Origin of the sequence: Pontibacter sp. BAB1700, assembly GCF_000277005.1 — a bacterium.
Lineage (GTDB): Bacteria > Bacteroidota > Bacteroidia > Cytophagales > Hymenobacteraceae > Pontibacter > Pontibacter lucknowensis.
On record NZ_AKIS01000027.1, the window covers coordinates 42,551 to 67,209 of the forward strand.

18 protein-coding genes and 2 pseudogenes are annotated in these 24,659 nt (G+C 49.2%); 7 read left to right on the forward strand and 13 right to left on the reverse strand.

Annotated elements, in window-relative coordinates:
- Positions 1-51 precede the first annotated feature (51 nt).
- Positions 52-1,357 (reverse strand): annotated as a pseudogene (metK, locus tag O71_RS04125) (methionine adenosyltransferase).
- A 310-nt stretch (positions 1,358-1,667) separates the two neighbouring features.
- Here metK and O71_RS04130 point away from each other — a divergent pair.
- Entirely contained in the window at positions 1,668-2,486 is an 819-nt protein-coding gene (locus O71_RS04130) for a phosphatase PAP2 family protein (protein WP_007653505.1), read from the forward strand.
- Between the two features lie 133 nt (positions 2,487-2,619).
- Here the strand turns inward: O71_RS04130 and O71_RS04135 are convergent, their stop codons facing one another.
- From O71_RS04135 to O71_RS04170, 11 genes are all read right to left on the reverse strand, one after another.
- On the reverse strand, positions 2,620-4,119 hold the full coding sequence (locus O71_RS04135; protein ID WP_007653507.1) for a RagB/SusD family nutrient uptake outer membrane protein: 1,500 nt from the start codon (positions 4,117-4,119) through the stop codon (positions 2,620-2,622).
- Positions 4,120-4,141: 22 nt separating this feature from the next.
- Positions 4,142-6,070, reverse strand: a complete 1,929-nt coding sequence (locus tag O71_RS26295) for a SusC/RagA family TonB-linked outer membrane protein (protein WP_081490435.1) — start codon at positions 6,068-6,070, stop codon at positions 4,142-4,144.
- Positions 6,067-7,284 (reverse strand): SusC/RagA family TonB-linked outer membrane protein, encoded by a 1,218-nt coding sequence (locus tag O71_RS26300; protein WP_081490436.1) that lies wholly within the window; start codon positions 7,282-7,284, stop codon positions 6,067-6,069. Before O71_RS26300 ends, O71_RS26295 begins: the two co-directional genes overlap by 4 nt.
- A 580-nt stretch (positions 7,285-7,864) precedes the next feature.
- The gene (locus O71_RS04145) at positions 7,865-10,267 is read right to left on the reverse strand and encodes a prolyl oligopeptidase family serine peptidase (RefSeq protein ID WP_007653509.1); all 2,403 of its coding nucleotides are present in this window, start codon (positions 10,265-10,267) and stop codon (positions 7,865-7,867) included.
- A gap of 107 nt (positions 10,268-10,374) precedes the next feature.
- On the reverse strand, positions 10,375-12,045 hold the full coding sequence (locus O71_RS04150) for an amidase (protein WP_007653511.1): 1,671 nt from the start codon (positions 12,043-12,045) through the stop codon (positions 10,375-10,377).
- Between the two features lie 146 nt (positions 12,046-12,191).
- Positions 12,192-12,953, reverse strand: a complete 762-nt coding sequence (locus O71_RS23085; RefSeq protein ID WP_007653514.1) for a RagB/SusD family nutrient uptake outer membrane protein — start codon at positions 12,951-12,953, stop codon at positions 12,192-12,194.
- A 77-nt stretch (positions 12,954-13,030) separates the two neighbouring features.
- On the reverse strand, positions 13,031-13,666 hold the full coding sequence (locus tag O71_RS23090; RefSeq protein WP_007653516.1) for a RagB/SusD family nutrient uptake outer membrane protein: 636 nt from the start codon (positions 13,664-13,666) through the stop codon (positions 13,031-13,033).
- A 17-nt stretch (positions 13,667-13,683) separates the two neighbouring features.
- The gene (locus tag O71_RS23095) at positions 13,684-14,787 is read right to left on the reverse strand and encodes a TonB-dependent receptor (RefSeq protein WP_155800496.1); all 1,104 of its coding nucleotides are present in this window, start codon (positions 14,785-14,787) and stop codon (positions 13,684-13,686) included.
- Positions 14,788-14,828: 41 nt separating this feature from the next.
- Entirely contained in the window at positions 14,829-16,850 is a 2,022-nt protein-coding gene (locus O71_RS23100) for a SusC/RagA family TonB-linked outer membrane protein (protein ID WP_081490437.1), read from the reverse strand.
- Between the two features lie 329 nt (positions 16,851-17,179).
- The gene (locus tag O71_RS04165; RefSeq protein ID WP_007653518.1) at positions 17,180-17,566 is read right to left on the reverse strand and encodes a TM2 domain-containing protein; all 387 of its coding nucleotides are present in this window, start codon (positions 17,564-17,566) and stop codon (positions 17,180-17,182) included.
- Between the two features lie 3 nt (positions 17,567-17,569).
- Positions 17,570-17,908 carry a DUF2752 domain-containing protein gene (locus O71_RS04170; RefSeq protein ID WP_007653520.1) on the reverse strand — a complete coding sequence of 113 codons (339 nt, stop codon included), beginning with the start codon at positions 17,906-17,908 and terminating at the stop codon, positions 17,570-17,572.
- A gap of 105 nt (positions 17,909-18,013) precedes the next feature.
- Between O71_RS04170 and O71_RS04175 the strand changes: the two genes are divergently transcribed.
- Together O71_RS04175 and O71_RS04180 are read left to right on the forward strand one after the other, a co-directional pair.
- A complete protein-coding gene (locus tag O71_RS04175; RefSeq protein WP_007653522.1) occupies positions 18,014-18,229 on the forward strand; it encodes a DUF2892 domain-containing protein in 216 nt (71 codons plus the stop codon).
- A 53-nt stretch (positions 18,230-18,282) separates the two neighbouring features.
- Entirely contained in the window at positions 18,283-18,816 is a 534-nt protein-coding gene (locus O71_RS04180) for a dihydrofolate reductase family protein (RefSeq protein ID WP_007653524.1), read from the forward strand.
- A 516-nt stretch (positions 18,817-19,332) separates the two neighbouring features.
- Here O71_RS04180 and O71_RS04185 read toward each other — a convergent pair.
- Positions 19,333-20,573: pseudogene (locus O71_RS04185) on the reverse strand (DEAD/DEAH box helicase); the annotation flags it as partial.
- A 416-nt stretch (positions 20,574-20,989) separates the two neighbouring features.
- Between O71_RS04185 and O71_RS25130 the strand changes: the two are divergent.
- From O71_RS25130 to O71_RS04200, 4 genes are all read left to right on the forward strand, one after another.
- A complete protein-coding gene (locus O71_RS25130; protein WP_007653526.1) occupies positions 20,990-21,145 on the forward strand; it encodes a hypothetical protein in 156 nt (51 codons plus the stop codon).
- Positions 21,146-21,210: 65 nt separating this feature from the next.
- Complete coding sequence (locus O71_RS04190; protein ID WP_007653528.1) at positions 21,211-21,675, forward strand: hypothetical protein; 465 nt, start codon at positions 21,211-21,213, stop codon at positions 21,673-21,675.
- Positions 21,676-21,684: 9 nt separating this feature from the next.
- A complete protein-coding gene (locus tag O71_RS04195; protein ID WP_071530832.1) occupies positions 21,685-23,424 on the forward strand; it encodes a peptidase domain-containing ABC transporter in 1,740 nt (579 codons plus the stop codon).
- 2 nt (positions 23,425-23,426) lie between these two features.
- The coding region (locus O71_RS04200; RefSeq protein ID WP_007653532.1) for an HlyD family secretion protein at positions 23,427-24,659 on the forward strand (1,233 nt) is incomplete at its 3' end.

Below are 24,659 nucleotides of genomic sequence, written 5' to 3' on the forward strand. Positions count from 1 at the left end.
AAGGCCTGCTGATCGCTCAGCAGGCCTTTTGCTTTATTAGGGTAAGGCTGGTTATAAACCGAACTCTCCTTTGATCTTATCTACATAATCGAGTTTTTCCCACGTGAATGTGTCAAACTCTTTTACTTCCTTCTGGCCGTTCACTAAAACCTCTACCGTTTTCTTACCCGGTGTTCTACCCATATGGCCATAGGCGGCGCGTCTCAGAGAAGATTGGGTTCTGCAAACCGAAGCGTTGTATAATCGCGTAAGGGCGCATATCGAACAGCTTGTTCACCTTTTCGGCGATCTCTCCGTCGCTCATCACATTACCGCTGGCGTCTTTTACTTTGGTAGAGCCATAAGTAGTTACATACAGACCAACCGGCTTGGCAACGCCGATAGCGTAAGCTACCTGCACCAGGGCCTGATCCGCTACACCCGCAGCCACCAGGTTTTTGGCGATATGGCGTGCCGCATAGGCCGCAGAACGGTCTACCTTAGAAGAATCCTTGCCAGAGAAAGCACCACCACCGTGTGCACCTTTGCCACCGTAGGTGTCAACGATGATCTTACGGCCAGTCAAACCAGTGTCGCCGTGCGGGCCGCCGATCACAAACTTGCCGGTTGGGTTGATGTGGTAGGTGATCTCGTTGTTGAACAGCTTCTGAATGCGTTCTGGCAATTGCTTCAGTACGCGCGGAATCAGAATGCTGTCTACATCAGCCTTAATCTGAGCTACCATCTGCTTTTCAGCAGCCAGTTTGGCTTCATTGCTGTCTGTTTCCGGAAGCACAAATTCATCGTGCTGCGTTGAAATCACGATCGTATCGATCTTCTCAGGCACGTGGTTGTCACTGTAACGGATAGTCACCTGCGACTTGGCATCCGGCCGCAGGTATGTCATCTCCTTACCTTCTTTGCGAATAGCAGACAACTCCTGCAGCAGCAGGTGTGATATGCTCAGCGCCAAAGGCATGTAGTTGTCCGTTTCGCTTGTGGCATAACCGAACATCATCCCCTGGTCACCTGCACCCTGATCCTCTGGGTTTGTGCGCTCCACTCCCTGGTTGATATCCGGAGACTGTTCGTGTATAGCCGAAATAACACCACAGGCGTCGGCATCGAACATATATTCTGATTTGGTATAGCCGATTCGCTTAATCACATTACGGGCGACCTTCTGCACATCTACGTATGCTTCTGTTTTTACTTCGCCGCTCAGCACAACAAGGCCTGTCGTTACCAGCGTCTCGCAAGCCACTTTAGACTGTGGATCCTGCTTCAAAAATTCATCTAGGAGGGCATCAGAAATCTGATCCGCTACTTTATCCGGGTGTCCTTCTGATACAGACTCGGAGGTGAATAAATATGGCATTTCAATAGTGGGTTTAGGTACAAAGTATAAACCAACTGCCGGCAACGACAGCGATTGCAAAGCTACGCCAATTCCGCCACAATAAAAACGATCATTTACACAAGATATACTTGCATTTGGAATCTAACGGAGCTGCGAAACATTCTTCTTTAGAAATTGTATCTAACACATAAAAAGTATTTTATCTATCACAGTGTCTGCAAGAAAGTAAAATATAGCCACAAGGCACAGCAGCTTAAAAATAGCTATAGAAAACCTTTTATATATAGCCTCGTTTCAATCATTAAAATTGCACATTTAAGACTCAACGATGAAAAAGTATATTACAATGATATGGTGCCTGGCCATGACAGCACACGTCAGCCTGGCTCAAAATAACTCTCCTTATAAAACCAAATTTACAATAGACGCCCCTATAACGGCTGCCGGTATGGGCCTCAGCTATTACGGCCTCACCCGCATGCAGGACAAGGAAGGACTGACAGAGCAACAAATCGCTAACCTGAACAGAAACCAGGTGAACAGCTTCGACCGCTTTTCAGTTGGCTATGATTCAGAGCAGGCAAAGAAAATAAGTGATATCCCATTCTATGGCTCATTTGCGCTTCCTTTTTTCCTGGCTTTTGATGATGATGTACGCAGCAATGCCGGTCAGGTGTTTGGACTCTACGTGCAGACTATGGCTGTGACAGGTGCGATCTTTACCATGACAAGTGCCTTTGCCCCCCGTACACGCCCCCTGGTGTATAGTCCGGATGTAGAGATGGGAGAGAAAATGCGCGCGAACGCCCGCAACTCCTTTTATGCCGGCCATACCACTGCGGCGGCGGCGGCATCCTTTTTCTTTGCCAAGGTATTCCATGATTTCAACCCAGACTCCCCGGCCCGTACGTACGTATGGCTCGGTGCAGCCACTGTGCCTGCCGCAGTAGGCTACCTGCGCCTGCGAGCCGGTAAGCACTTTCTGAGTGACAACCTGCTGGGTTACGCTGTGGGAGCCGCTGTTGGTGTGGTGGTACCACAACTGCACAAGAAGTCTAATACCAGCGGTTTTTCACTCAGCCCAACCATAATTCCGACCTTTGCCGGTACTGCCTCGCAGGGCGCCAACCTGAGCTATACCTTTTAAACTGTGCCATAAAGATTCTGTTCAAGACCCGGTATTAGGCCACTGCAGCAGGCTACCAGCTTATGCAAGCTGCTGAGCAATAAAAAAAGGCTGCCCCACTTGGGGCAGCCTTTCCTTTGATCAAAAGCGGGAACTATGGGTTCTGCTCAGCATTAGGGTTCGCATCCATCTCGCCTTGCGGAAGCTGGTGGATAAACAGATCAGAGTTGGCAGGAGTTACACCAAGCACAGCCGTGTGGTTACCTTCTCGCACCAATGGCTTCTGAAGACGCTTGATATCAAACAAGCCAAAGCCTTCGCCATACAACTCTTTTCTTCTCTCTACAAAGATCTCTTCCAGGAGCGCATCACCGATAGCCAGCGTAGGCAGCACAACTGTACCTGCCTCGTAACGCTGCTGACGCAGCTCAAGGAGTAGCAACTGCGCTTCCACCGGATTGTTCAGTCTTGCCTGCGCCTCTGCTTCGATCAAAAGCATCTCTGCAGAACGCATCAATGGAATGTGCCCACCCAGGTTAGCCAGGTCTTTGAACTTCGTGATTGTAAAGCGGTCGTAGCTCCAGATTTTCTCACCTTTGCTGTTAAGCGTAAAGGCTTCTGTATCTTCCTGGAATTCGCGGCGTGCGTCATTCTCATCAAACAGCTCTACGAATCTGTCGTTTGCACGGAAGTTGTTATACCCTCTGCGAACGTACTCACGGCTTCCGTCTTCCAGCACCTTATAACGGCCATCGATGAAAGAATAGAATGATGCATAGGCGTTGTTCTGGTCAGCAGACTGCGGTAAGCCCCAGATCCACTCTGCATTGCCATAGTTATTGAAACCAGCCTGGTATTCAGTAGGCGTCATCAGCGGATAACCAGTGCGTGCCTTACGGGCAAACTCAGCTGCTTTGTCCCACTGCCCCATCTCCAGATATACCCTGGCCAGCATACCCTGCGCCACATTCTTGTTGATGCGGCTCTTGCTTGGTCTTGCGTTGGTCAGCGCTTGCTCAGCTTCAGTCAGGTCAGTCACTATCTGGCTGTATACCTGCTCGAGCGTTGCTCTTTCCTTACCTTGAGTTGATGGCGTGGTAGGCTCCAGCATCAGTGGAACAGCCGGTGCATTTTTATCCTTCAGGTAAGTGTGCTGATACACACGCGCCAGGTTGAAGTAGGAAAATGCTCTGATCACTTTTGCCTCTGCCTCGAATCCTGCTTTCTCCTGCTCAGTGGCATCACCCAGGTTTTTAGCGTTGGCAATGATGCTGTTCGCGTTCGTAATCAGATTGTAGGAGTGGCCCCAAAGAATACGGGTACCACGGTAAGTAACCAGCTTGTTGTCAAGCTCATACTGGTATACATACCAGTTGGTATTGGCCATTACGTCCTGTCCCATCACATCGAAGGTCAGCATCAGCGACGGCACACCGTAGCTGTCGTGGCTCACGGCTCCCTGGTTTACCGGCGCCTGGCGCATCAAACGGATGATACCTGTCAGCGCAGCCTCCATACCTTCTTTCGTAGTGTTCACCTGTTCTGCAGGCACACTGTTAGAAGGCACAGCCTCCAGGAAATCTTTCTCGCATGCAGTTAAACTCAGTGTGGCTCCAAGTATAGCTGCAACAAATTTTATATTCTTAATCTTCATTTTTCTCTACTAAAATAAGTTCTTACAGAGTTGCACGCACACCTACCGATACAGTTTTCTGTGTTGGGAAGCGGCTGTTTGTGATACCATCGATACTTTGTTCTGGATCCAGGCCTGGCGTATTGAACAACGTCCACAGGTTGTCGCCCTGTACAAAGATTCTGGCATTCTTCAGGCCAACTTTATCCTGCAGGTTCTGAGGCAGCGTATAGCCCAGCGTCACGTTACGCAGACGCAGGTACGAAGCATCTACCAGGAATCTGGATGAGTTAGCGTTCGTGTTCAGGTTCTGAGAAGTTCCCATTCTTGGCACATCTGTGTTGGTGTTCTCAGGAGTCCATCTGTTCAGGATGTCTGCATGCCAGTTGGTTCCGCGTCTGTCACCACCGTGCATCAGGTTGCTGTAGTCCGTGTTCAGTATCTCACCACCAACGCTGTAAGTGAAGAACACGCTCAGGTCGAAGTTTCTGTAAGCGAAGTTGTTCGTCACACCACCTGTCAGATCTGGCAGCGCTGTGCCTACATAGTAACGGCTTGCTTCGTTGTAGTTAGATGTAGTCACTTTATCAACTACATTACCTTCAGCATCTTTTACATCTTTGTACCACAGGCTCAGACCAGTGCTTGGATCAACTCCAGCGAAATCCTGGATAAAGAAGTCGTAGATAGAACGGCCTACTTTCAACTGCTTTGTACCCATCAGGATAGTTTCCTGTGGCAGTTCTGTCAGCTCGTTTCTGTTGTGTGCAGCGTTCAGGTTAGCAGACCATTTGAAGTCATCGCCTTCGATAATTCTGGCGTCCACATTCAGTTCCACACCTCTGTTTCGCATGGCTCCCAGGTTGTCAAACACTGACGTGAAACCGGTAGAAGGAGACAGCGGCTTATTGAACAACAGGTCCTTGGAAGTTCTGCTGTAGTAGTCGAAGGAAACATCCAGTCTGTCGAAGATTGTCGCATCTATACCTACGTTAAAGGCAGCCTGCTTTTCCCATGAAAGCACACGGTTCTCCAGTTTGTCAAGGATGATACCAGGAGCACCCAGGTCGCTATAGCCTGAGGTATATAGGCCTCTGTAAGCGTAGTAGTCAACACCGCCACCAGAAGTCAACAGTCCTTCGTTACCGGAAGTACCGTAGCTGGCACGTAGCTTCGCATCGTTCACCCATGGCAGTGCGCTCATGAAATCTTCCTGTGTGATTCTGTATGAACCACCGATAGAGAAGAAGTTACCCCAACGGTTGTCTGCATGGAAACGGGAAGAACCGTCACGACGGAAAGAGCCAGACAGGTAGTACTTGTCCATGAAGTTGTAGTTAACCTGACCCAGGTAGCTCATCAGTGAGCGTCTGTCAGACTGGCTGCTCAAATCAGTGATAGTCGAAGCATTGTCCAACTCAGTATAGCCAGGCAGCGCCAGGAAGTTGGTTTTCTGACCATACATGTAGTCGTACTTGTAATTGAATGCCTCAAAACCACCCAAGGCGTCGATCTGGTGCTGACCAATTGCCTTGCTGTAGCTCAGGATGTGGTTGATGGTATACTCTACGAAAGAGCTTCTCCACTGCGTACCACGACCACCCACACCTGCACCGTCACCAAAGTTCGGGTTGTAGAATGTGAAATCCTTGGTGTTGTCGCCTGTCAGTGCAAAAGTAGTTTTGTATTTCAGGTCAAGCGGAAGTGTAACTTCACCGAAGGTATTCAGGCTCCAGGTAAGTACATTGCGCTTCAGCATGTCCAGTTCTGTTGTACCTACCGGGTTGCTGTTGCCACCGTAAGGACGGGTTGCGTTAAAGTCGAACTCAGATGGGTTGTCGATAAATGTACCATCAGCACTTCTTCTTCTATAGATTGGGTATACAGATCCGATGTTTCTACCCCATGATACCACGTTTCTGAAAGAGGTACCGCTTGAAGTAGGGGCATTCTGGTCTGTATTAGCGATCAGGCATTTACGCCAAACTTGATCTTGTCGGTAACCTGTGAACTTACGCGCAGACGTGAAGTGTAACGCTTAAAGCCTGAAGTAATGAAAGCACCTTCCTGATTCAGGTAGTTACCGGAGAAGTAGTAATTGGTTTTGTCGCTACCACCCTGGATACCGAAATCGTACTCCTGACGGGTAGCCTTTCTGTAAAGGGCATCTCTCCAGTCATCTTCCCAGGCTGGCGTAAGTCCGGCTTTCAGTCTGCCGTCAAGGCCTATTGGCTCTGCATCGTTGTAAGGGTTGTACTGCTGGCCGTTAGCTGATCCGCCTGCAATCTGGCTTACAACGTTCTTTGAAGCATACTCTTCAGGAGAGGCAAACTTGCCTTCCCACAGGGTTTTGTTTGACTTTGCATCGTTACGAAGCGCTTCCCATGTCAATTCGTAGAACTGCCCCGGATTAACTGTTTCATAATCTTTTACAGCGAAGTCAGAGATACCATAGGTGGCACCAAAAGTGATGGTTGGCTTCTTCGGAGCATTGCCGCCTTTTGTAGTGATCACCACTACACCGTTGGCTGCTCGTGAACCGTAAAGAGCAGCAGCACTCGCATCTTTCAGCACTGTCATCGACTCGATGTCGTTCGGGTTAATGGCATTCAGGTCACCAGAGTAAGGTGCGCCATCCACTACGTAAAGTGGAGTAGAAGAAGAGGCAACTGAACCGATACCACGGATACGGATCTGACCGGTAGAACCCGGCTGACCGCTGTTCTGCACAACCTGTACACCTGGGGTTAAACCACCTAGTGCTTTGGTCACGTCATTCACCTGCAGTTTCTCAATCGATTCTGACTTGATAGCGGAAGCGGAACCTGTAAATGATTTCTGATCCGCAGTACCGTAAGCAACTACCATTACTTCCGACAGTGTTTTGCTGTCTTCCTGTAGCTGTACATTGATTGTAGTGCGACCAGTTGTGCTAATTTCCTGCTTAACATAACCCAAGTAGGAAACTATCAGGGTAGCATCGTCTCCGCTCACGTTCACGGTGAAGTCACCTTCAACTCCTGTGTACGTTCCTACGGTAGTACCTTTCACTGCCACACCTACACCTGGTAGTGGTTGTCCTGTCCCAGCATCGGTTACCCGACCTGAGATGGTTCGGCTTTGCGCCCACGCCTGGCTCACCAGGGCGAACAACATCACCAAGCCCATAAATAGAACTTTTCTCATAAAGTAAGATTAGGTAAATTGGTAAAATTGTGTTTGATTAAATACCTAAAGTTACAACATCAAACAGTTAATGTAAACTGACATCCAAAAAAACATGCCTCTATCTACATCAAACAACTTTTTTACCAGATTAACTCATCCACAAATAATGTAATCACCTAATATTAAATAATATATAGAAACCCTATACACGTATTGTTTAAATATAAATTTTCTAACTCAAATTCACCTTTTTACATTTAAGCAAGAACTACCTGCACTTTTACCTTCACCTTTAAATTGAAAAAACGGCCGAAAACCTATTGTATACCTACAATTAGCCCAAAAGTCAATTGGATATTTCTTACCTCCGCAATTCTTTACTGCCTGTTTGGGATGCCTGCAGCATAGGAAATAGTTATGGAAACCGGCTATTTTTCCCTCTAACCTGACACACTTACACTACTTGATTTGCTTACTACAAGTATAAAGCCCGTGCAAAATCACATTAGTTACGCAGTTAGAAAAGCAGACCAGATGCCATAAAAAAAGCGTGAAGCACTTTCGCACTTCACGCTTTTAATTAGCTGAAACAATCTCTTTACTTCTTCAGATTCTCCTCGAAGAGCTTGTAGATACGCTTGTATTCGTCGGTCCAGCTGGCTGGCTCCGTAAAGCCGTGGTCCTCTACCGGGTATACAGCCAGTTCCCAATTGTCTTTGCCTAGCTCGATCAGACGCTGCGTCAGGCGTACCACATCCTGGAAGTGCACGTTCGTATCCACCATACCGTGGCAGATCAGGAGCGCTCCTTTTAACCCTTCCGCGTAGTAGATCGGCGAGCTCTTGGCATAAGCCAGGCTATCGAGCTGCGGTACGTTCAGGATGTTGGAGGTATAACCGTGGTTATAATGTGCCCAGTCTGTAACTGATCGCAAGGCCGCTCCGGCTGCAAATACATCCGGCTCCGTGAACATGGCCATTAGCGTGATGAATCCGCCGTAAGAACCTCCATAAATGCCGATGCGCTTCGGATCAACGTTATACTTGTCTGCAAGCAGCTTGGCACCATCCACGTGGTCACTCAGGTCTTTGCCACCCATAAACTGATAGATGCCGGTGCGTACGTCGCGGCCGTAGCCGGCGCTGCCGCGGTAATCGATATCCAGTACGGTATAGCCATTGTCGGCCAGGAAGTTGTGGAACATGTACTCTCTAAAGTAAGAGCTCCACCACTTGTGCGCATTCTGCAGGTAGCCCGCACCGTGTACAAAGATCACGGCAGGTCCGTTAGCCACTGCTTTCTCTGGACGATACAAGCGGGCATACACGTCTTCGCCATCGCTTGCCTTGAAGCTGATCACCTCCGGCTCGCGCCAGTTGTAGGATTTGAACTCGTCGGTGAGCGAAGATGTCACCTGGCGCGGCTTAGCTCCTTTTTTGTTGTCCTGTACATACAGCTCCCATGGCTTGTTGCTGTAAGAGTAGCGTATGGCCATTGTCTTTTCGTCCGGCGACAGGGTTACTTCGTGCGCTCCTGTTCCAGAAGTCAGCTGGGTCATCTCCCCGCCATTGAGCGGCATTTTGTAGAAATGCTTCTCGCCTGGGTGTACCTTGTTCGCTGTGAAATACCAGCTCTTCTTGTCTTTGGAGATCTGAGGACCGGAAACCTCAAACTTACCACTTGTAAGGACTTTCTTGCTGCCATTGTTCAGGTTTACAGTGTACAGGTGTGAGTAACCGCTTTCTTCTGACTGGAACCATACTTGCTCATTGTCTGGCATGAAACCGATATCGCCGGTGCCATAGCCTATACCCGGTCCGTTGATCCAGGCTTCGTCGCGCTGGCGGTCGAGAGTGCTCAGTTTACCAGTGGCAGGGTCTACTTTCAGAATCCAACGGTCTTTGTTATCGGCTGCGCGGGCTACCATGACGGCGTGCTTGCCATCGTCTGACCAGATTGGTCCGAACATGGTCACGGCTCGTGCTTCTGGTTTAGCGGCTTTAGTAGCAGGTTCTTTCGCTGCGCTCGCCTTTGTATCACGATCTTTAATGTAAGCTGGCTGGTCGTTTATACCTTCAATGCCACCTACCTGCAGCGCATAAGTAGTGTCACGGCTGATGTCATACACAAACGACTCATAGGTTGCCTGCGCATCTCCTACTTTGGTGCGGGTGTTGATATCCTCGGTATACCCTGATGAAGTGACAAAGTCTGGTACAATGGCGACCTTGGCATTTTTAGGTCTTGTAGCCATGCGGTAGCTGATGTAGCGCTCGTCCGGGCTCAGCACGATGTTATCAACCGATTTATCACCGATGTAAATTTCCTTCGGACGGGCCGGACTGTCAGCTTTCTGCTGCTTTTTGGCTGCCTCCTTATCCGCTTCACGCTCGCGTACGATCTGCAATAAAGCCAGCTGCTGCTCTTTCAGCCACTCACGCTGCGGGTTCTTGCCCTCCTCTCCTGGTTTGTTACCTTTTTTGAAGTCGGTCAGCTGCGCCAGCTGGCCATTGGCAATCGTCCACAGGTATAGGTTGCCGTCTTTCACAAAGGCTACCTTTTTCTCGTCGTGGCTAAACGATGGGCTATTCTCACGCTCTACCGTATTGGTGATCTGCTGCGTTTTACCGCTCTTGATATCGAGCAAGTAGATGTCACCGTTCTTCTCGTATACCTTCTGCGTTTTGGCTCTGTTATAGCGTGCATTCCAGGTCCCTGGCAGGGCACGGCTTTCCTGCGGGCTTACCTTCTTCAGGTTGCCACCGTTTGCTGACACACTGTAAAGCGAGTCTCTGCGGTTGGCATCAGGGTTCCAGCTGAAGTAAATCTTCTTGCCGTCCTCTGACCAGAACACATTGCTGGGCGAGGTGCCGATCCAGGTCGGATCACGCATGATCTTCTCCACACTCAGCTTGCTGCTGTTTTCCTGCGCCTGCACAGTGGTACCACCAGCCAGTACAAGCCAGGACATCAGGAGGAGGGCTTTCTTCTTAAGAAGCATAATAAATGTTGTGTTTTAGATTAGGTTGTAGTTAAAGATAAAATTAAGCTTTAAATCTCAAACTTGCCAAACAGACGATTCTGTTCTTACCGACGAGGATCTATACCTTACTTACTGCTGCTAAGCGCCATTGGCGGACGTTGCTCGTCAAAGCTTGTCAGGTCCTGGTATAGCTTGGCCAGAGCAAGCACCTTGGCTTCACCATAGAGCTGTCCCATAAAAGTGATCGTGGTCGGCATGCCGTTCTTCTGGAAGCCATTCGGTAGTACGACACATGGATGGCCGCTCAGGTTTGTCATCACCAGGTTGCTGCCCGCATATGATGGACTCAGGTACACATCTATACCTTTCAGCTTCTCGTGCATTTGCTGTATGATGAGTGAGCGCACCCGCTGAGCCTGCAGATACTCCACGGCGGTAACAAAGCGGCCTGCTCTGAAAATATTTGGCCAGGCGTTCTTGTGCTGCTGCACCATCATACTGTCACGGCCGCTACGGGTTAGTTCGTCGAAAGCGGCTGCCCCTTCCACGGAAATGGTCATGGTCAGGTCACGCGCCGGCAGGTTTGGCAGTTCAATTGGCACGAGCTCTATACCTGCTTTTCGGAGTGCTTCCAGCGTGGCCTTATCATTCTCCTTGAAAGGATAGTCTCGCTCAAAGTCTTTCTGCAGATAGCCTACCCGCAGCTTTCGCACATCAATGTTCTTGTTGTAGTTAAAAGGAGCGTCCACAATGGTCAGGTCCTTTCCGTCCGGTCCGTGAATGGCATTGAACACAATGGCGCAATCTTCGGCGGAGCGGGCGATGGGTCCAATCTTATCCATAGACCAACTCAGCGCCATGGCACCATGCCGGCTCACGCGGCCAAAGGTAGGACGCAGGCCTGTGGTACCGCAGGCAGTGGAAGGTGACACGATGGAGCCAAGGGTCTCGGTTCCGATTGCAAAAGGCAGTAAACCCGCAGCTACTGCTGCAGCTGATCCGGCTGAGGAGCCGCTTGAACCTTTATTTAAGTCCCAGGGAGTCCGTGTTTTTCCTCCATACCATACATCACCCATCGCCAGTTCGCCTAATGTCAGTTTGGCTACCAGCACAGCACCAGACTGCTCCAGTCTCTGTACCACGGTAGCATCCAGGTCAAGTTGCTGGTCTTTGTAAGGAACGGATCCCCATGTGGTCTTATACCTCTTTGTTGCCAACAGGTCTTTCACACCATAAGGTATACCGTGGAGCATGCCTTTATACTTTCCGGCTTTTATCTCCTGGTCTGCACGCCTGGCCTGCTCCAGTGCCAGCTCCTCTGTCAGGCTGGTCACACATTGCAAGGTAGGCCCATGCTGCTTCAACCGATCCAGAAAGAATTTGGTAAGCTCCTCTGAGCTGATCTGCTTTGTTCTTACGAGTTCTGCGAGTTGTGGAACCGAATAGAAAGCAAGCTCCTCCCTGTTGGTAGGCAGCTTTATACCTTTCCGCCTTTCTACTTCGAATTTCTCCCGTTTCTGCTCAAACTCGAACCCAACAGGGATGGGGTTGAACTGTAGTGCAGGCGTTACCTCATTAGCCAGGGGTTGCTTTCTGATGCGCTGGTAGCTGCTCCTGAACTCAGCGACGCTTGCTGTAGCGGAATCCAGTTGTGCATCCGTAAATTTCAGGCCAATCATTTGCTGCGCATTCCGAAGCACATCCACTGTGATCTTGTCATCAGCCAACTTCGTAATAAAGGCTCCTGACAGGAAACATGTTGCCCCTAACAAGGTATAGGTATATGATCTTTTCATAAATTCTGTTTGTGAGTCATTCAGACCTATAAGTTAGCAATTATCATTTATTTATGGTCTCGGTAGTTTGGTAATAGCCACAAAAAAACCGCCCCTCGCAATGCAAGGGGCGGTCTCTTATTAGATTCTATTTTTATCAGAATCGATTATGGGTTCTGATCACCAGCCGACAGTGCTTTATTGTTGTTAAGCTCATCCTGAGGAATTCTGAACAGAATCTGTGGATCTGTGATAGAACGCTCTTTTACCAGGATAAGGGCCTCAACGTGTTCACCGTTTGGAGCAGTACCAACAGTTCTCTTAACTGGTCTGTTCAGACGCTTCAGATCCAGGATAGAGAAACCTTCACCCCAAAGCTCGATTCTTCTCTGGATTAGGATCTCTTCGATTAGAGCTGTTCCAGAAGTAGCCAAAGTTACATACAATGGGTCTCTCGCTTTCACTAATGTCTCCAGAACTGTTACAGCCTCTGCGTCTCTACCAAGTCTGGCAAGTGCCTCAGCCTCGATCAAGTACATTTCAGAAGCTCTCATCAGCACGTAGTCAGCAGCCCATGAGCCAGCACCTGGCAGACGGAACTTCAGAGAAGTGTAGTTGTAGTAAGTGCCTTTGTTGTCAACAGAAGGAGCCTGTACGATCTCTCTACGCACGTCAGTAGGTGACATTTTCTCGTAAAGTTCTCTCGTGATCAGCTTCGTGCTACCCAGACCGGCGTAACCACCTGCGGTGTTTGCCATGTGCGAGAAGAAAGAAGCATAGATCGTAGACTGGTCGTTCGGAATCTGAAGACCCCACATCCACTCACCATTAGAAGTACCGAAACCAGCCTTGTAAGTAGCTGCATTCATCAGCGTATAACCCTGACGAGCTTCGTTTGCTTTTATAGCAGCTCTCTCCCAGTTCTCCATCTGCAGAGCTACACGAGCCTGAAGACCTTTTACAGTCTTTTGGTTGATGTGAGAAACGTGGTCTTTCGTTTTACCAGCTAACAGGCTTCAGCAGCATCCAGGTCAGCAACAATCTGGTTGTAAACCTCTTGCACAGTACCACGGCCTTTACCTTCAGTAGTTGGCTCAGTGTACAATGGCACACCTGGGGCATTCTCGTTGCCTTTGTAAGTATGCTGGAACAGGTTAATCAGATAGAAGTAAGAGTGCGCTCTAAGGAACAGGGCGTTACCTTTGAGATAATCTCTGCGCTCCTGTGTACCAACAGCTTCATCTACGTTTGCGATAATAAGGTTCGCGTTGTTGATGGTTCTGTAGTAGTATCTCCAGGTAGCACCAGAGCGCGATGTTTGGGTAGCAGTACCGTATGCTGAGTGGTTATACTCTGCTACGAACCAACCATAACCACGTACTGGCGTGATTACGTCATTACCCATCATGTCCATCGTCAGGTCGTAAGACTTCTGCCCGAAGTGACCGTGGCTACCATCCATTGATGTCCACATAGAGCGGTAGATACCGTTCAGGGCTACTGTTGCACCTTCTGTCGAAGAAAACACTAAATCATTTGGCACCTGAGACTTAGGAGTTGTCTCCAGGTACTCTTTCTCGCAACCCGTCAGCACTAAAACTGCCAGTGCCAGCGGAGCTAGTTTTTTAACTATATTTTTCATTCTAGTAATATTCCTAATTAAAAGTTAGCGTTTAGACCAAGCGTGAAAGTACGCATCACTGGGTAAGTGAAGTCTGATGTACCGTTAAAGCTACGCTGTGGGTCCATACCTTCGTTCTTTGTGAAGATCTTGGCATTGTCAACAGATACGAATGCACGCATGTTGTTTACACCTACTCTTGAAGTCAACGTGTTTGGCAGAGTATAGCCCAGGTTGATGTTCTTGATGTTCAGGTAAGAAGCGTCGAACAGCCATCTTGTAGAAGCACCATCCTGTGTAGCCAAACCTTGCTGCAGTCTAGGTACATCTGTGTTGGTGTTCTCTGGCGTCCAACGGTTCAGCATATCTTTGCTGAAGTGTGTACCATAAGAACCTCTGTGCATCAAGCTACCGTAGTTGCTATCGTAGAACTTACCACCCACCTGGAATGTCATTAGGACAGAAAGGTCAAATCCTTTGTAACGGAATGAGTTAGTGAAACCACCCATTAGGTCAGGGATAGCAGAACCTTGATAATCATATGTGCCAAAGTTGATGTTGTTTGTTACAGTATCCTGGCCAATGATCTTATAAGCAGCATTGTCTGGCTTGTACTGTGTGTGGTCGGTGCGGTACAGGGCATCACCATTAGATGGGTCTACGCCATAGTACTCACGCAGCCAGAAGTCGTAAATGTTCTGACCTTCAGCATAACGCTTAGTGCCACTGATGATTGGGTCACCGTTAGGCATCTTTGTGATCTTGTTGGTGTAGCTGGTGAGGTTCATGTCCATTCTCCAGTCGAAGTCGCCTGTAGATACCGCATTGTAACCTAACTGCAGTTCCCAACCATTATTCTTCATTGTACCAATATTTTCCCATTTACCTAGGCCACCAGTAGAATAAGGAAGTGGAATTAAGAACAACAGGTTGTCAGAAATACGCTCGAAATATTCAACTGTACCTTCTACTTTATTGAAGAACCTGAAGTCAGCACCAATGTTGAAGTTAGCGTTAGATTCCCACTGTAGATCCATTGCTGGAAGTGAAGTTACCAGTGCACCTGGCGCATTCACGTTGTTCCAACCCAGTGAGTAAAGTCCTTGCCAAGCATAATAGTTCTGCGTTCCATCTGTGTTCAAGGTATTTTCGTTACCCTGCTCACCATAGCTACCTCTCAGTTTCAGTTCATCAACCACTCAGCATTGAAGAAGTCTTCTTGTGAAATTCTCCAGCCTGCACCGATTGAGAAGAAGTTACCCCAACGTGTATCTTTGTGGAAGCGAGAAGATCCGTCTCTTCTAAAGCTGGCAGAAGCTAGGTATTTGTCAGAAAGGCTATAGTTCAACTGAGTGAAGTATGACTCGATCTTGTGATCCTCAAAGTCAGAAGTACCGTCAGTCAAAGTTGCGGCTGAAGCAAGTTCAGTAGTACCAGGGAATGCGAAACCAGTCTTAGTAGTAGATACGTTTCTAGACTCCCAATCATAGTTTTCATGACCAGCTAAGGCTCGCAGGCTATGATTTCCGAACTGCTTGTTCCAAGTCAATACCTGGTTAAAGGTATAAGAAATAGTTCTTCTATCAGATTTAGTAGAGCGTCCGCTTACGTTGGCTGCATCACCAAACTGTGAGTTCTGGTAAGTAGTACCGAAACCATTGTAGTAGTTACCACCGAAAGTAGTTTTGAATGTGAAGTCTTCCAGGAATTTCACTTCAGCAAAAGTGTTTACAGTTGCCTCGCTTCTTCTCAAAGATCTTTCGTCCAAAGCCAGCGTACCAAGCAGGTTAGAGTTTGGCGCATATGGTCTGGCACCCATCTGGCTTGCATTACCCCAGTCCAGCGCATTACCACCACGTACAGGATCTGCTACGAAGTTACCTTCGCCATCACGCTGCCATACCGGGTAGATTGGGCCCATGTAGCGAGAGTAGTAGAATGGGTTAGATGTAGCGGTACCAGTTGCATAGTTACCCTGGTTTTCAGACATGTTACCGGCAATGTTAACACCTGACTTTAACCAGTCAGTTACTTGCGTATTGATGCTGGCACGTGCGTTTACACGGTCATAGCCAGAGAATTTAGCGATACCTTCTTCTTTGATATAACCAACAGACAGGTAGTAGTCGCTCTTCTCAGCACCACCTGACACGTTCATGTTCAGGTCAGTACGGTTAGATTTCTGGAACAATTCCTCAGCCCATGAGTCGCTGTAAAGCAAACGAGCATTTGGGTTCAAACGGCCAGTAGCTGGATCGATCACCTGGTTGCCAGGCACGTTGAATGGGTTGTAAACAAGACCGCTTCCACCTGCAATGTTGTCAGAAGCAAATTTGTTAGCAGCAGTAAGATCTTGGCCAGGCTGAGGTGCGCCACCAAGTTTCGCATTACGCATAGCCTCCCACATCAGTTCGTAGTATTCCTGCTCGTTTACACGGTCGTACTCTTTAATAGCACGGTCAGAAACACCTCTTCTCAGGTTAACAGCAATGCTAGGCTTGCCAGTCTTACCTCTCTTAGTTGTGATCATGATCACACCGTTCGCAGCACGAGAACCGTAAAGTGAAGATGCTGCCGCATCTTTCAATACTGTTACAGACGCGATGTCGTCAGTTGAAATAGACTGAAGTGTGCCGCTGAAAGGAACACCGTCCACAACATAAAGAGGTTCGCTGCTTGAGTAGATAGAACCAATACCACGAACACGCACAGAAGCGTTAGAACCAGGAGCACCACCACCGTTGGTAGTTTGGATACCTGGTACCAAGCCCTCAAGTACGCGTGTAACAGATGTTACCTGCTGTCTCTCGATCGCTTTTGTTGTGATGGTTGACTCAGCACCCGTAAAGGCTGTTTTTGCGATAGTACCGTAAGGCACCTGGATTACAACCTCTGACAGCTGCTGGCTATCAATATCCAATGTCACGTTAACTGAAGTATTTGCGCCAATCGCCACCTCTTTTGCCACGTATCCAATGTAACGGAACACCAGAGTGTTCGCATTATCTGGCACGTTTACGCTGAATGAACCGTCTGCATTAGTTGCTGTACCAGTAGTGGTACCCTTCACAACTACAGACACCCCAGGAAGAGGTGCTCCGTCCCCTGCCCCTGTAACTTTACCTGTTATTGTCCGACTTTGTGCCGCTACTTGGCCCAAAAGCGCAAACAAGAACAAGAAGTTAAGTAGTAATACTTTCTTCATAAACTACACTTGTTTTGTTAGGTTGTTGAAAATAGATTAGATAATAGAATAGTTTTATCTCCAAATATAGGCATTAAAAACATTTAACAAAACCTTAACAAAGATTCTTCGTAATATTTTTTTATGCCCTTTAAAAGCCCTCAGACAGCATTGAAAGCCACAAAATGACGTTTACAACACATTGAAGGCCACATCATTTGATAAAACAGTAGTCTTAAGATGAAATAACCAATGCATGACCACCTCTCCAGGTGGTCTCTTTTTTTCAGGGAAAAGCTTGCTTCATACGGAGAGTGTTATAACAACAACAGTAGCGTCCGTAACAAAAGCTAAACACCGTAACCGCCGGAGCCCCCATAGTTACCTGATTGCGCCATCACGATCGCATGTGCCTGCTGCGCCTCCTTGATATTATACTCAAATGCCAGCCGCTTGTAATTGATCACATCTACAATGGTACCTATAAAACACAGACCGGCTGTGAACAGGTATAGCAGCCCCATCCCTATATGCCCGAGTACAAAACGATGGACACCGGCCACTCCAAAAAATCCGATCACGGCAGTAATGAGCACAAGCAGTGGTTCACGCCGGCGGGATCTGTAAACAGAAACGAACTGCTGCGCCTCGTAGTCCGACATAGCGTTCAGCAGGCCTTGTACATAAGCCATCTCATCGGGCTCAAGTTCAGGCATTAAATTAAATACATTAGCCATAGTTTATAGTTTAGAATGATACAGGTATAACTTGCGCGATTGCACTAACAGCTCCAACACACGCCAGCACAACATAAGCAGAGCAGGCAAGCCCAGCGGGTGGGCCTGCCAGGAAGAGGCCAGGTCGCCTCTGAATAAATAAGCCACACTATGCCCCAGACCACAGCCCGGGCAGCCACCCTGCCACACCCAACTGATGGGACACAGGCTGAACAGATGATTGCCTGCAGGCTCCATACCAGCCAGCAGCAGTAAGCCAATTATCCAGGCACCCGCTTCCGGGAGTACCCGCCAGGCTGCGTAAAAGGCTCTATTTCTGTTAATTCCTCGCATTGCCACCATAAGGTATATTTAATATCGTGATTGTGCAAGTTATAATACATCCAAATGATAACATCTGCCCACATGTCTGTCGTATGACTAGGAAGAATCTAAATGGAGAACTGTATGGAATGCAACGTAGGATTGACTGAACAGAAAGTACGCGTATTGACAGGCCTTGCCATTATCGGAGTGGGTGCATACTATAATATAAAGGCATTGTCAGCTATTGGGTTTATACCTATTGTTACGGGCATGCTGCGCTATTGCCCCGTCAACCAGGCAGTCGGATACAATGGCTGCACCGGGGAGCAACACCGTGTAAAAAGCGCTGTACTTTAATTATATGCAAAAGTGGCTATACAGAAGCTTGGGTTTTACGTACCTATAGCGCTATGAGAAAAATCATCCTGTACATTGCTGCCAGCACCGACGGGTTCATTGCCCGGCCCGACGGAAACATCGACTGGTTACACGATAAGAAGTACAACATACCTGACGAAGATTTCGGCTACACGGCCTTCCTGCAAACGATCGATACCACCCTGATGGGGCGTAAGACGTACCAGCAGGTCATGGGTTTCGACATGCCTTTCCCCTACCCTGACCTGAAAAACTATGTTTTCAGTCGCTCCGAACAGCAGGACACGGAGCATGTTTCCTTTGTGAAAAACGCTGTGGTAGACTTTATAGAAAAGCTGAAGGAGCAGCCAGGTAAAGACATCTGGCTCATTGGCGGCGGACAGCTGAATGCTACAGTCCTCAATGCTGGCTTACTGGATGAAATTATACTGACATACATCCCGATTGTGCTGGGGAAAGGAATTCCGCTGTTTTCTGCTGATACGGAAGAGCATAAGCTAAAGCTGATCCCGACTGAGAACAAACTTTACCGCAATGGCTTCCTGCAGGTGAGGTATAGTTGCTGATAATCTAACACGGAAAGTCCTCAGCTGCCTTAGGCAGCTGAGGACTTTCCGTGTTCAGGTGCTAGTACGTTAGGGCTTTGATTGGCTGCGATTACAATTCAGGATTTTCCAGATCGGTTTTCCTCTGATCCAGTTCTTTTCGGCATCTTCTTTCTGGTGCTCGCGCTCCACTCTTTCATCATCCATCAGCCCCTGGCTAACAGTGTCCGTAAACTGTCTGGAAAAACCGAAACTCGTATCAACAGTTGGCACATCATAATTTCCAGTATTAAAAAATAATCCTGAAAGGTAGCTTCTTCTATGGCGTCTCATCTCACACTCCTTTCTATTAAATAACGGCTGCTCCGCTATGTATTTATAAATAGTTTATACTATGTTATACGTAAATCATGCAATAATAGACTGGATTTATACCTAAATAACGGTCATAAAAGAAGCTTGCCAAACAGACATGTCGGGCAGGCTTCGCAAGTAGGGTACATAGTCAGACTTATTTCTTCTTTTTAGTCCTTGCTTTTCGCTTTTCTTCGATTTGGCGGCTTTTATTTTTGACTCTGTTTCCTCTGCCTCTTTCATCAGGGCTTTCCAGTCAAATTTGGCCTCGGCGCTGAAATCGATGGTTGCCTCGCGGTCTTCAGGGTCGAGCTGGAGCACTTTGATGTCTTTGGTCAGGTAGGTCTGTATTTCATCAAGCATTGGCTTTTCCTCGGCACTGCAAAAGGACACAGCTATACCTTTGGCCATACCACGGCCTGTACGGCCTACACGGTGCACGTAGTTTTCGGGCTGCTCCGGCAGGTCATAGTTCACTACATAGTCCACGCTCGGGATGTCGATGCCGCGTGCGCTCACATCCGTGGCGATCAACAGCTTCACCTCCCCTTTCTTAAACTTTTTCAGGGCTTCGAGGCGATCTTTCTGCTCTTTGCCGCCATGAATGCTCATCGCAGTAATGTCTACGCGCTCCATGGCAGCCACTACGCGCTCAGCCCGCACCTGCGTGCGGACAAAGGCAAGTATCTTTTTATCAGGGTTCTCTTTCACAACCCGCTCCAGGAAGAACCGCTTCTCGTCCATCTCCACGTACATCACGGAGTGGTCCACGTTTTTCGAAACCGGATCTTTCGGGGATATCTGAATGCGCACCGGCTTGTTCACGAGCGAATAGGCAAGCTCTTTGATCTTTTCGTTTATAGTGGCCGAGAAGAACAGGGTCTGCCGCTTGCGTGGCAGTTTGGTGATCAGCTGGCGGATGTCGTGGATGAAACCGAGGTCGAGCATGTGATCCGCTTCGTCCAGCACGAGTGTCTCCACGCGCTCCAGCCGGATGTAGCCCTGGCTCACAAGGTCGAACAGGCGGCCTGGTGTAGCCACCAGGATGTCTATACCTGCTTCCAGCCTAGCGATCTGCGGCCCTGCTCCACGCCACCAAATACACAGAAGGTCTTGACGCGGGTATGGCGACCGAGCTCTTCAAACACCTCGGTGATCTGCAGAGCGAGTTCGCGGGTGGGCACCATCACCACACACTTGATGCCATCGGAGCGACGGCGATTGATCTGGTACTGCAGCTTATCCAGCACAGGTATAGCGAAAGCGGCCGTCTTGCCGGTACCTGTCTGGGCAATCGCCAGCACATCCTCGCCTTTCATGATCGGAGGGATCGCTTTGAACTGTATATCGGTTGGCTTCCGGAAACCCAGCTTACTCAGGCTTTTTTTGATCTCATCGGATATGCGGTAATCTTCGAACTTCATGATAATGCTTTGCTGATTGGCTACTGGTCTTTACGTAAGGTCGCAGCGAATTGTAAAGGTACAGCTTCTTTTTCTGATTCGCTTAAGGTATGGCCCCGGCTTGCAACGAATGCAACATAGCATCCCTTCAAAGGCTACTCCCCTGCAACAGTTTATCTAAACACTTAATCACCGGCTCGCTTCAAGGTATAAACTCGCTAAAAGGTATAAGCACAGCACCTGGCCGGGATACAGTAAAAAGATCAAAAATAAAGAAGCAAAATAAACTTTTATAATAGCATTACTATTATCAAAGAAAGTTGTTATAACTTTGCGGAAACCAATCTCGAATAATGAGCAGCTGCAAAAGGGACAGTAGCATCAAAAAAAGGGAACGGACACTTGACACAGGCGTAGTCTTAAAAAGTCATCAGCACATGAACACGACCAGCATTAAAATAAACCTGAACCACAAAGCTTACATGCGTGACCCGGAGAACACTGAACTGGGCCGCCGCATCATCAACGAGAGCATTCGCCTGATCGACGATCTGGCTTTGAGCAGTTCACGTTCCGGAAGCTGGCAATTGTAATTGGCTCTACGGAAGCTTCCATTTACCGCTATTTTGAGAACAAGCACAAGCTGCTGGTATACCTGGTGTCGTGGCACTGGGCCTGGCTTGACCACTTTGTACTGTTCCACACCAACAACATAGCTGATCCGCGGGAGCGCCTGAGCCGTGCCATAGACGTAATCACTTCCTCCGGCATTGACAACCCTGCTACGCTGCACATCAACGAAAGCGCCCTGTACAGGATCGTGATCGTTGAGGCCTCCAAGGTATACCTGACCAAGGAAGTAGACGATGACAACAAGGACGGTTATTTCCTGGAGTACAAGCGCCTGTGCCACCATATAGCCGAAATGGTGCTCGCCATAAATCCCGACTACCCTTACCCGCATGCCCTCATCAGCACGATCATGGAGGCAGCCCACCAGCAGGTGTTCTTTGCCGAGCACCTGCCTTCGCTCACCGAGATCAAGGGCACAAAGCGCTCTCCCCAAGAAACGGCTACTTTTTTAAAACATCTGGTATTTGCGGCAGTTGACCAGAAAAGATAAAACAGACACATGAGTAAAGCATATAAACATAAACCTCTTTACACGCCGATGCAGCGTTTCTGGCAGCTCCTTGCCGCTGAGAAACGTGAGATCGTGTACCTGTACATCTACGCAATCGTGGCGGGTCTTATCAGCCTTTCGCTGCCGCTAGGTATTCAGAGCATCATCGCTTTTATTTCGAGTGGGCAGATCACGGTGTCGGTGGTGGTACTGATCACCCTGATCGTGCTGGGCCTGCTTATAGTGGGTGGTATGCAGATCATGCAGCTGTGGCTGGTGGAGTACATACAGCAGCGCATTTTTGCGCGCACAGCTTTTGACTTTGCCTTCAGGGTGCCGCGCCTGCAGTCGGAGGCCCTGCATCGCTACTACCCACCTGAGCTGATGAACCGCTTCTTCGACACTATTTCGTTGCAGAAATCGATGGCCAAGCTGCTGACTGACTTTACCACGTCTGCCATACAGATCGTCTTCGGCCTGATTCTGCTATCGTTCTACCATCCCTATTTCATCGTGTTCGGCATGATCCTGGTCATCGTGCTGATCGGCATCCTATATTTTACGAGTCCCCGCGGCATCGACACTAGCATCACCGAGTCGAAATACAAGTACAAGCTGGTCGCCTGGCTACAGGAAATGGCCCGTTCGATGAACACTTTTAAGCTGGCCGGTCAGTCTGATCTGCCCACCGAGAAGACCAACGGCTTTGTCACCAGCTACCTGAAGGCTCGCAAGCAGCACTTCCGGGTACTGATGACCCAGTACTTCAGCTTTGTAGGTTTCAAGACTGTGATTACGGGAGGCCTGCTGGTGCTAGGCGCTATCCTCGTGATTCAGCGGGAAATCAACATCGGGCAGTTTGTGGCTTCCGAGATCGTCATCATCCTCATCATGACGGCGGTGGAGAAGATCATCATCAAACTCGATACCATCTATGACATGCTTACCAGCCTTGATAAGCTGGGGCAGGTGACCGATATGCCCCTGGAAGAAGAGCGTGGTGTGGCCATGCCTGACAGAGGACAGGGCTTGTCGATACAGGTGAAGAACCTGCGCTACCAGTACCCGAACGTAGAGGAATATGCTATCAACGGCGTTTCATTTGACGTGCTGGCTTCAGAGCGGGTGTGCATTGCGGGCTTTAACCGGTCGGGCAAGTCGACGCTTAGCCAGTTGCTGCTTGGCCTGTACGAAAACTATGAAGGCAGCATTGCCTACAACAATCTCTCGATGCGCGACCTCGACAAGAATAGCATGCGCCGCCTGATCGGTGACAACACCTCCAAGGAACAGGTGTTTGACGGAACCATCCTGGAGAACATCACGCTCGGTATACCGAACGTACCGATCGAGGACGTGGTCTGGGCGACTGACAACGTAGGCCTCACCGAATTTATACATGAACTGCCAGACGGCCTGCAAACGGAGCTGACCGGTGGCAGTATTCGTCTGCCGGCCAGTGTGTCGCGCAAGATCATTATGGCCCGCTGCCTGGTGCTGCGCCCCAAAATGCTGCTCCTCGACGACTTCTGGGGAGGTATGGAGAAGCACGAGAAGCTGCGCCTGATCCAGATGCTTTCATCTCAGGAATTCAGCTGGACGCTTCTTATTATCTCCAATGATCCGGAAGTGATGGCCATCTGCGACCGCACGCTGCTCCTGAAAGGTGGGCAACTCGTGGCAAACGGCAATTACGAAGAGATCCGCCACAGCACACCCTATCAGCAACTGGCCAACCTGACTGTATAACCATGAAAGAGAAAGATCCCTATACCCCATCGCGGGAGCACAGGGCCATGCAGGCAATGGACATGGTACGCACACCGAAGCTCGGGCGCACGCTGGCTTACTGGATCATCGGTATTGTGCTTTTCCTAATCCTGATCCTGTTTTTGCCGTGGACGCAGAATATTTCGTCGCGCGGCGCACTCACCGCCCTGAATCCGGAAGACCGGCCACAGACTGTGCAAAGCACCATAGCAGGTCGCATTGAGCGCTGGCATGTGCAGGAGGGCCAGCTGGTGCAGAAAGGCGATACGATCGTAAGTTTGTCGGAGGTGAAGGAAAAGTTCTTCGACCCGCAGCTGCTCGACCGCCTGGATGAACAGGTGCAGGCTAAGGAAGGAGCCGCCACAGCTACAAGAGCCAAGTCCGAGGCACTGCAGGACCAGATACAGGCATTGCGGGAAGGTTTGCAGTTCAGTCTGGATAAGGCGCGCAATAAGATAGCCCAGACACGGCTGAAGGTGCAGAGTGACAGTGCAGACCTGGTAGCGCAGCGTGTAGAAGTGGAAATAGCCCGCAACCAGTATGTGCGACAGGAAGAACTGTACAAGCAAGGCTTAAAGTCGCTGACTGAACTGGAGGCCCGACGTCTGAAACTACAGGAAGCGGAAGCCAAGCTCATTGCCAACGAAAACAAACTGGGCAGCACCCGTGCCGAACTGCAGAATGCCTATACTGAACTGAGCTCACTACAGGCGGAGTATGCCGATAAGCTCGCCAAAGCTGAATCGGAGCTCAATTCGAACCAGGCCTACCTGTACAGCACGATCGGCGATGTGTCGAAGTTGCGGAGCGAGTACAGCAGTACGCTGGTGCGCAGCACCTTTTACCAGGTGGTAGCGCCGCAAACGGGTTACCTGGTACGGACGCTTCGCGCAGGTATAGGCGAAACCATCAAAGAAGGAGAGGCCATTGCCACCATCATGCCCGAGGACCCACGCCTGGCCGTGGAGCTTTACGTACAACCCATGGACCTGCCCCTGCTCTACCGCGGCGCTCCTGTACGCCTGCAGTTTGATGGCTGGCCGGCACTCGTCTTCTCGGGTTGGCCTAATCTGGGCTTCGGTACGTTTGGCGGCAAAGTAGCTGTGATCGACAATACCGCCACCAACGGCCTGTACCGCATGCTGGTGGTGCAGGACCCGGAGCAGGAAGAATGGCCCGAGGCAATTCGCATTGGCTCAGGCGTACAGGGCTGG

What these genes read in the sequence shown, in the direction of transcription:
- O71_RS04135 (WP_007653507.1), bottom strand. Translation starts at nt 4,119, where the DNA reads ATGAAGATTAAGAATATAAAATTTGTTGCAGCTATACTTGGAGCCACA.
- O71_RS04150 (WP_007653511.1), bottom strand. Translation starts at nt 12,045, where the DNA reads ATGAAAAGATCATATACCTATACCTTGTTAGGGGCAACATGTTTCCTG.
- O71_RS23085 (WP_007653514.1), bottom strand. Translation starts at nt 12,953, where the DNA reads ATGGAGAACTGGGAGAGAGCTGCTATAAAAGCAAACGAAGCTCGTCAG.
- O71_RS26300 (WP_081490436.1), bottom strand. Translation starts at nt 7,284, where the DNA reads ATGAGAAAAGTTCTATTTATGGGCTTGGTGATGTTGTTCGCCCTGGTG.
- O71_RS04180 (WP_007653524.1), top strand. Translation starts at nt 18,283, where the DNA reads ATGAGAAAAATCATCCTGTACATTGCTGCCAGCACCGACGGGTTCATT.
- O71_RS04165 (WP_007653518.1), bottom strand. Translation starts at nt 17,566, where the DNA reads ATGGCTAATGTATTTAATTTAATGCCTGAACTTGAGCCCGATGAGATG.
- O71_RS23090 (WP_007653516.1), bottom strand. Translation starts at nt 13,666, where the DNA reads ATGAAAAATATAGTTAAAAAACTAGCTCCGCTGGCACTGGCAGTTTTA.
- O71_RS25130 (WP_007653526.1), top strand. Translation starts at nt 20,990, where the DNA reads ATGAACACGACCAGCATTAAAATAAACCTGAACCACAAAGCTTACATG.
- O71_RS23100 (WP_081490437.1), bottom strand. Translation starts at nt 16,850, where the DNA reads ATGAAGAAAGTATTACTACTTAACTTCTTGTTCTTGTTTGCGCTTTTG.
- O71_RS04175 (WP_007653522.1), top strand. Translation starts at nt 18,014, where the DNA reads ATGGAATGCAACGTAGGATTGACTGAACAGAAAGTACGCGTATTGACA.
- O71_RS04130 (WP_007653505.1), top strand. Translation starts at nt 1,668, where the DNA reads ATGAAAAAGTATATTACAATGATATGGTGCCTGGCCATGACAGCACAC.
- O71_RS04170 (WP_007653520.1), bottom strand. Translation starts at nt 17,908, where the DNA reads ATGGTGGCAATGCGAGGAATTAACAGAAATAGAGCCTTTTACGCAGCC.
- O71_RS04145 (WP_007653509.1), bottom strand. Translation starts at nt 10,267, where the DNA reads ATGCTTCTTAAGAAGAAAGCCCTCCTCCTGATGTCCTGGCTTGTACTG.
- O71_RS04195 (WP_071530832.1), top strand. Translation starts at nt 21,685, where the DNA reads ATGAGTAAAGCATATAAACATAAACCTCTTTACACGCCGATGCAGCGT.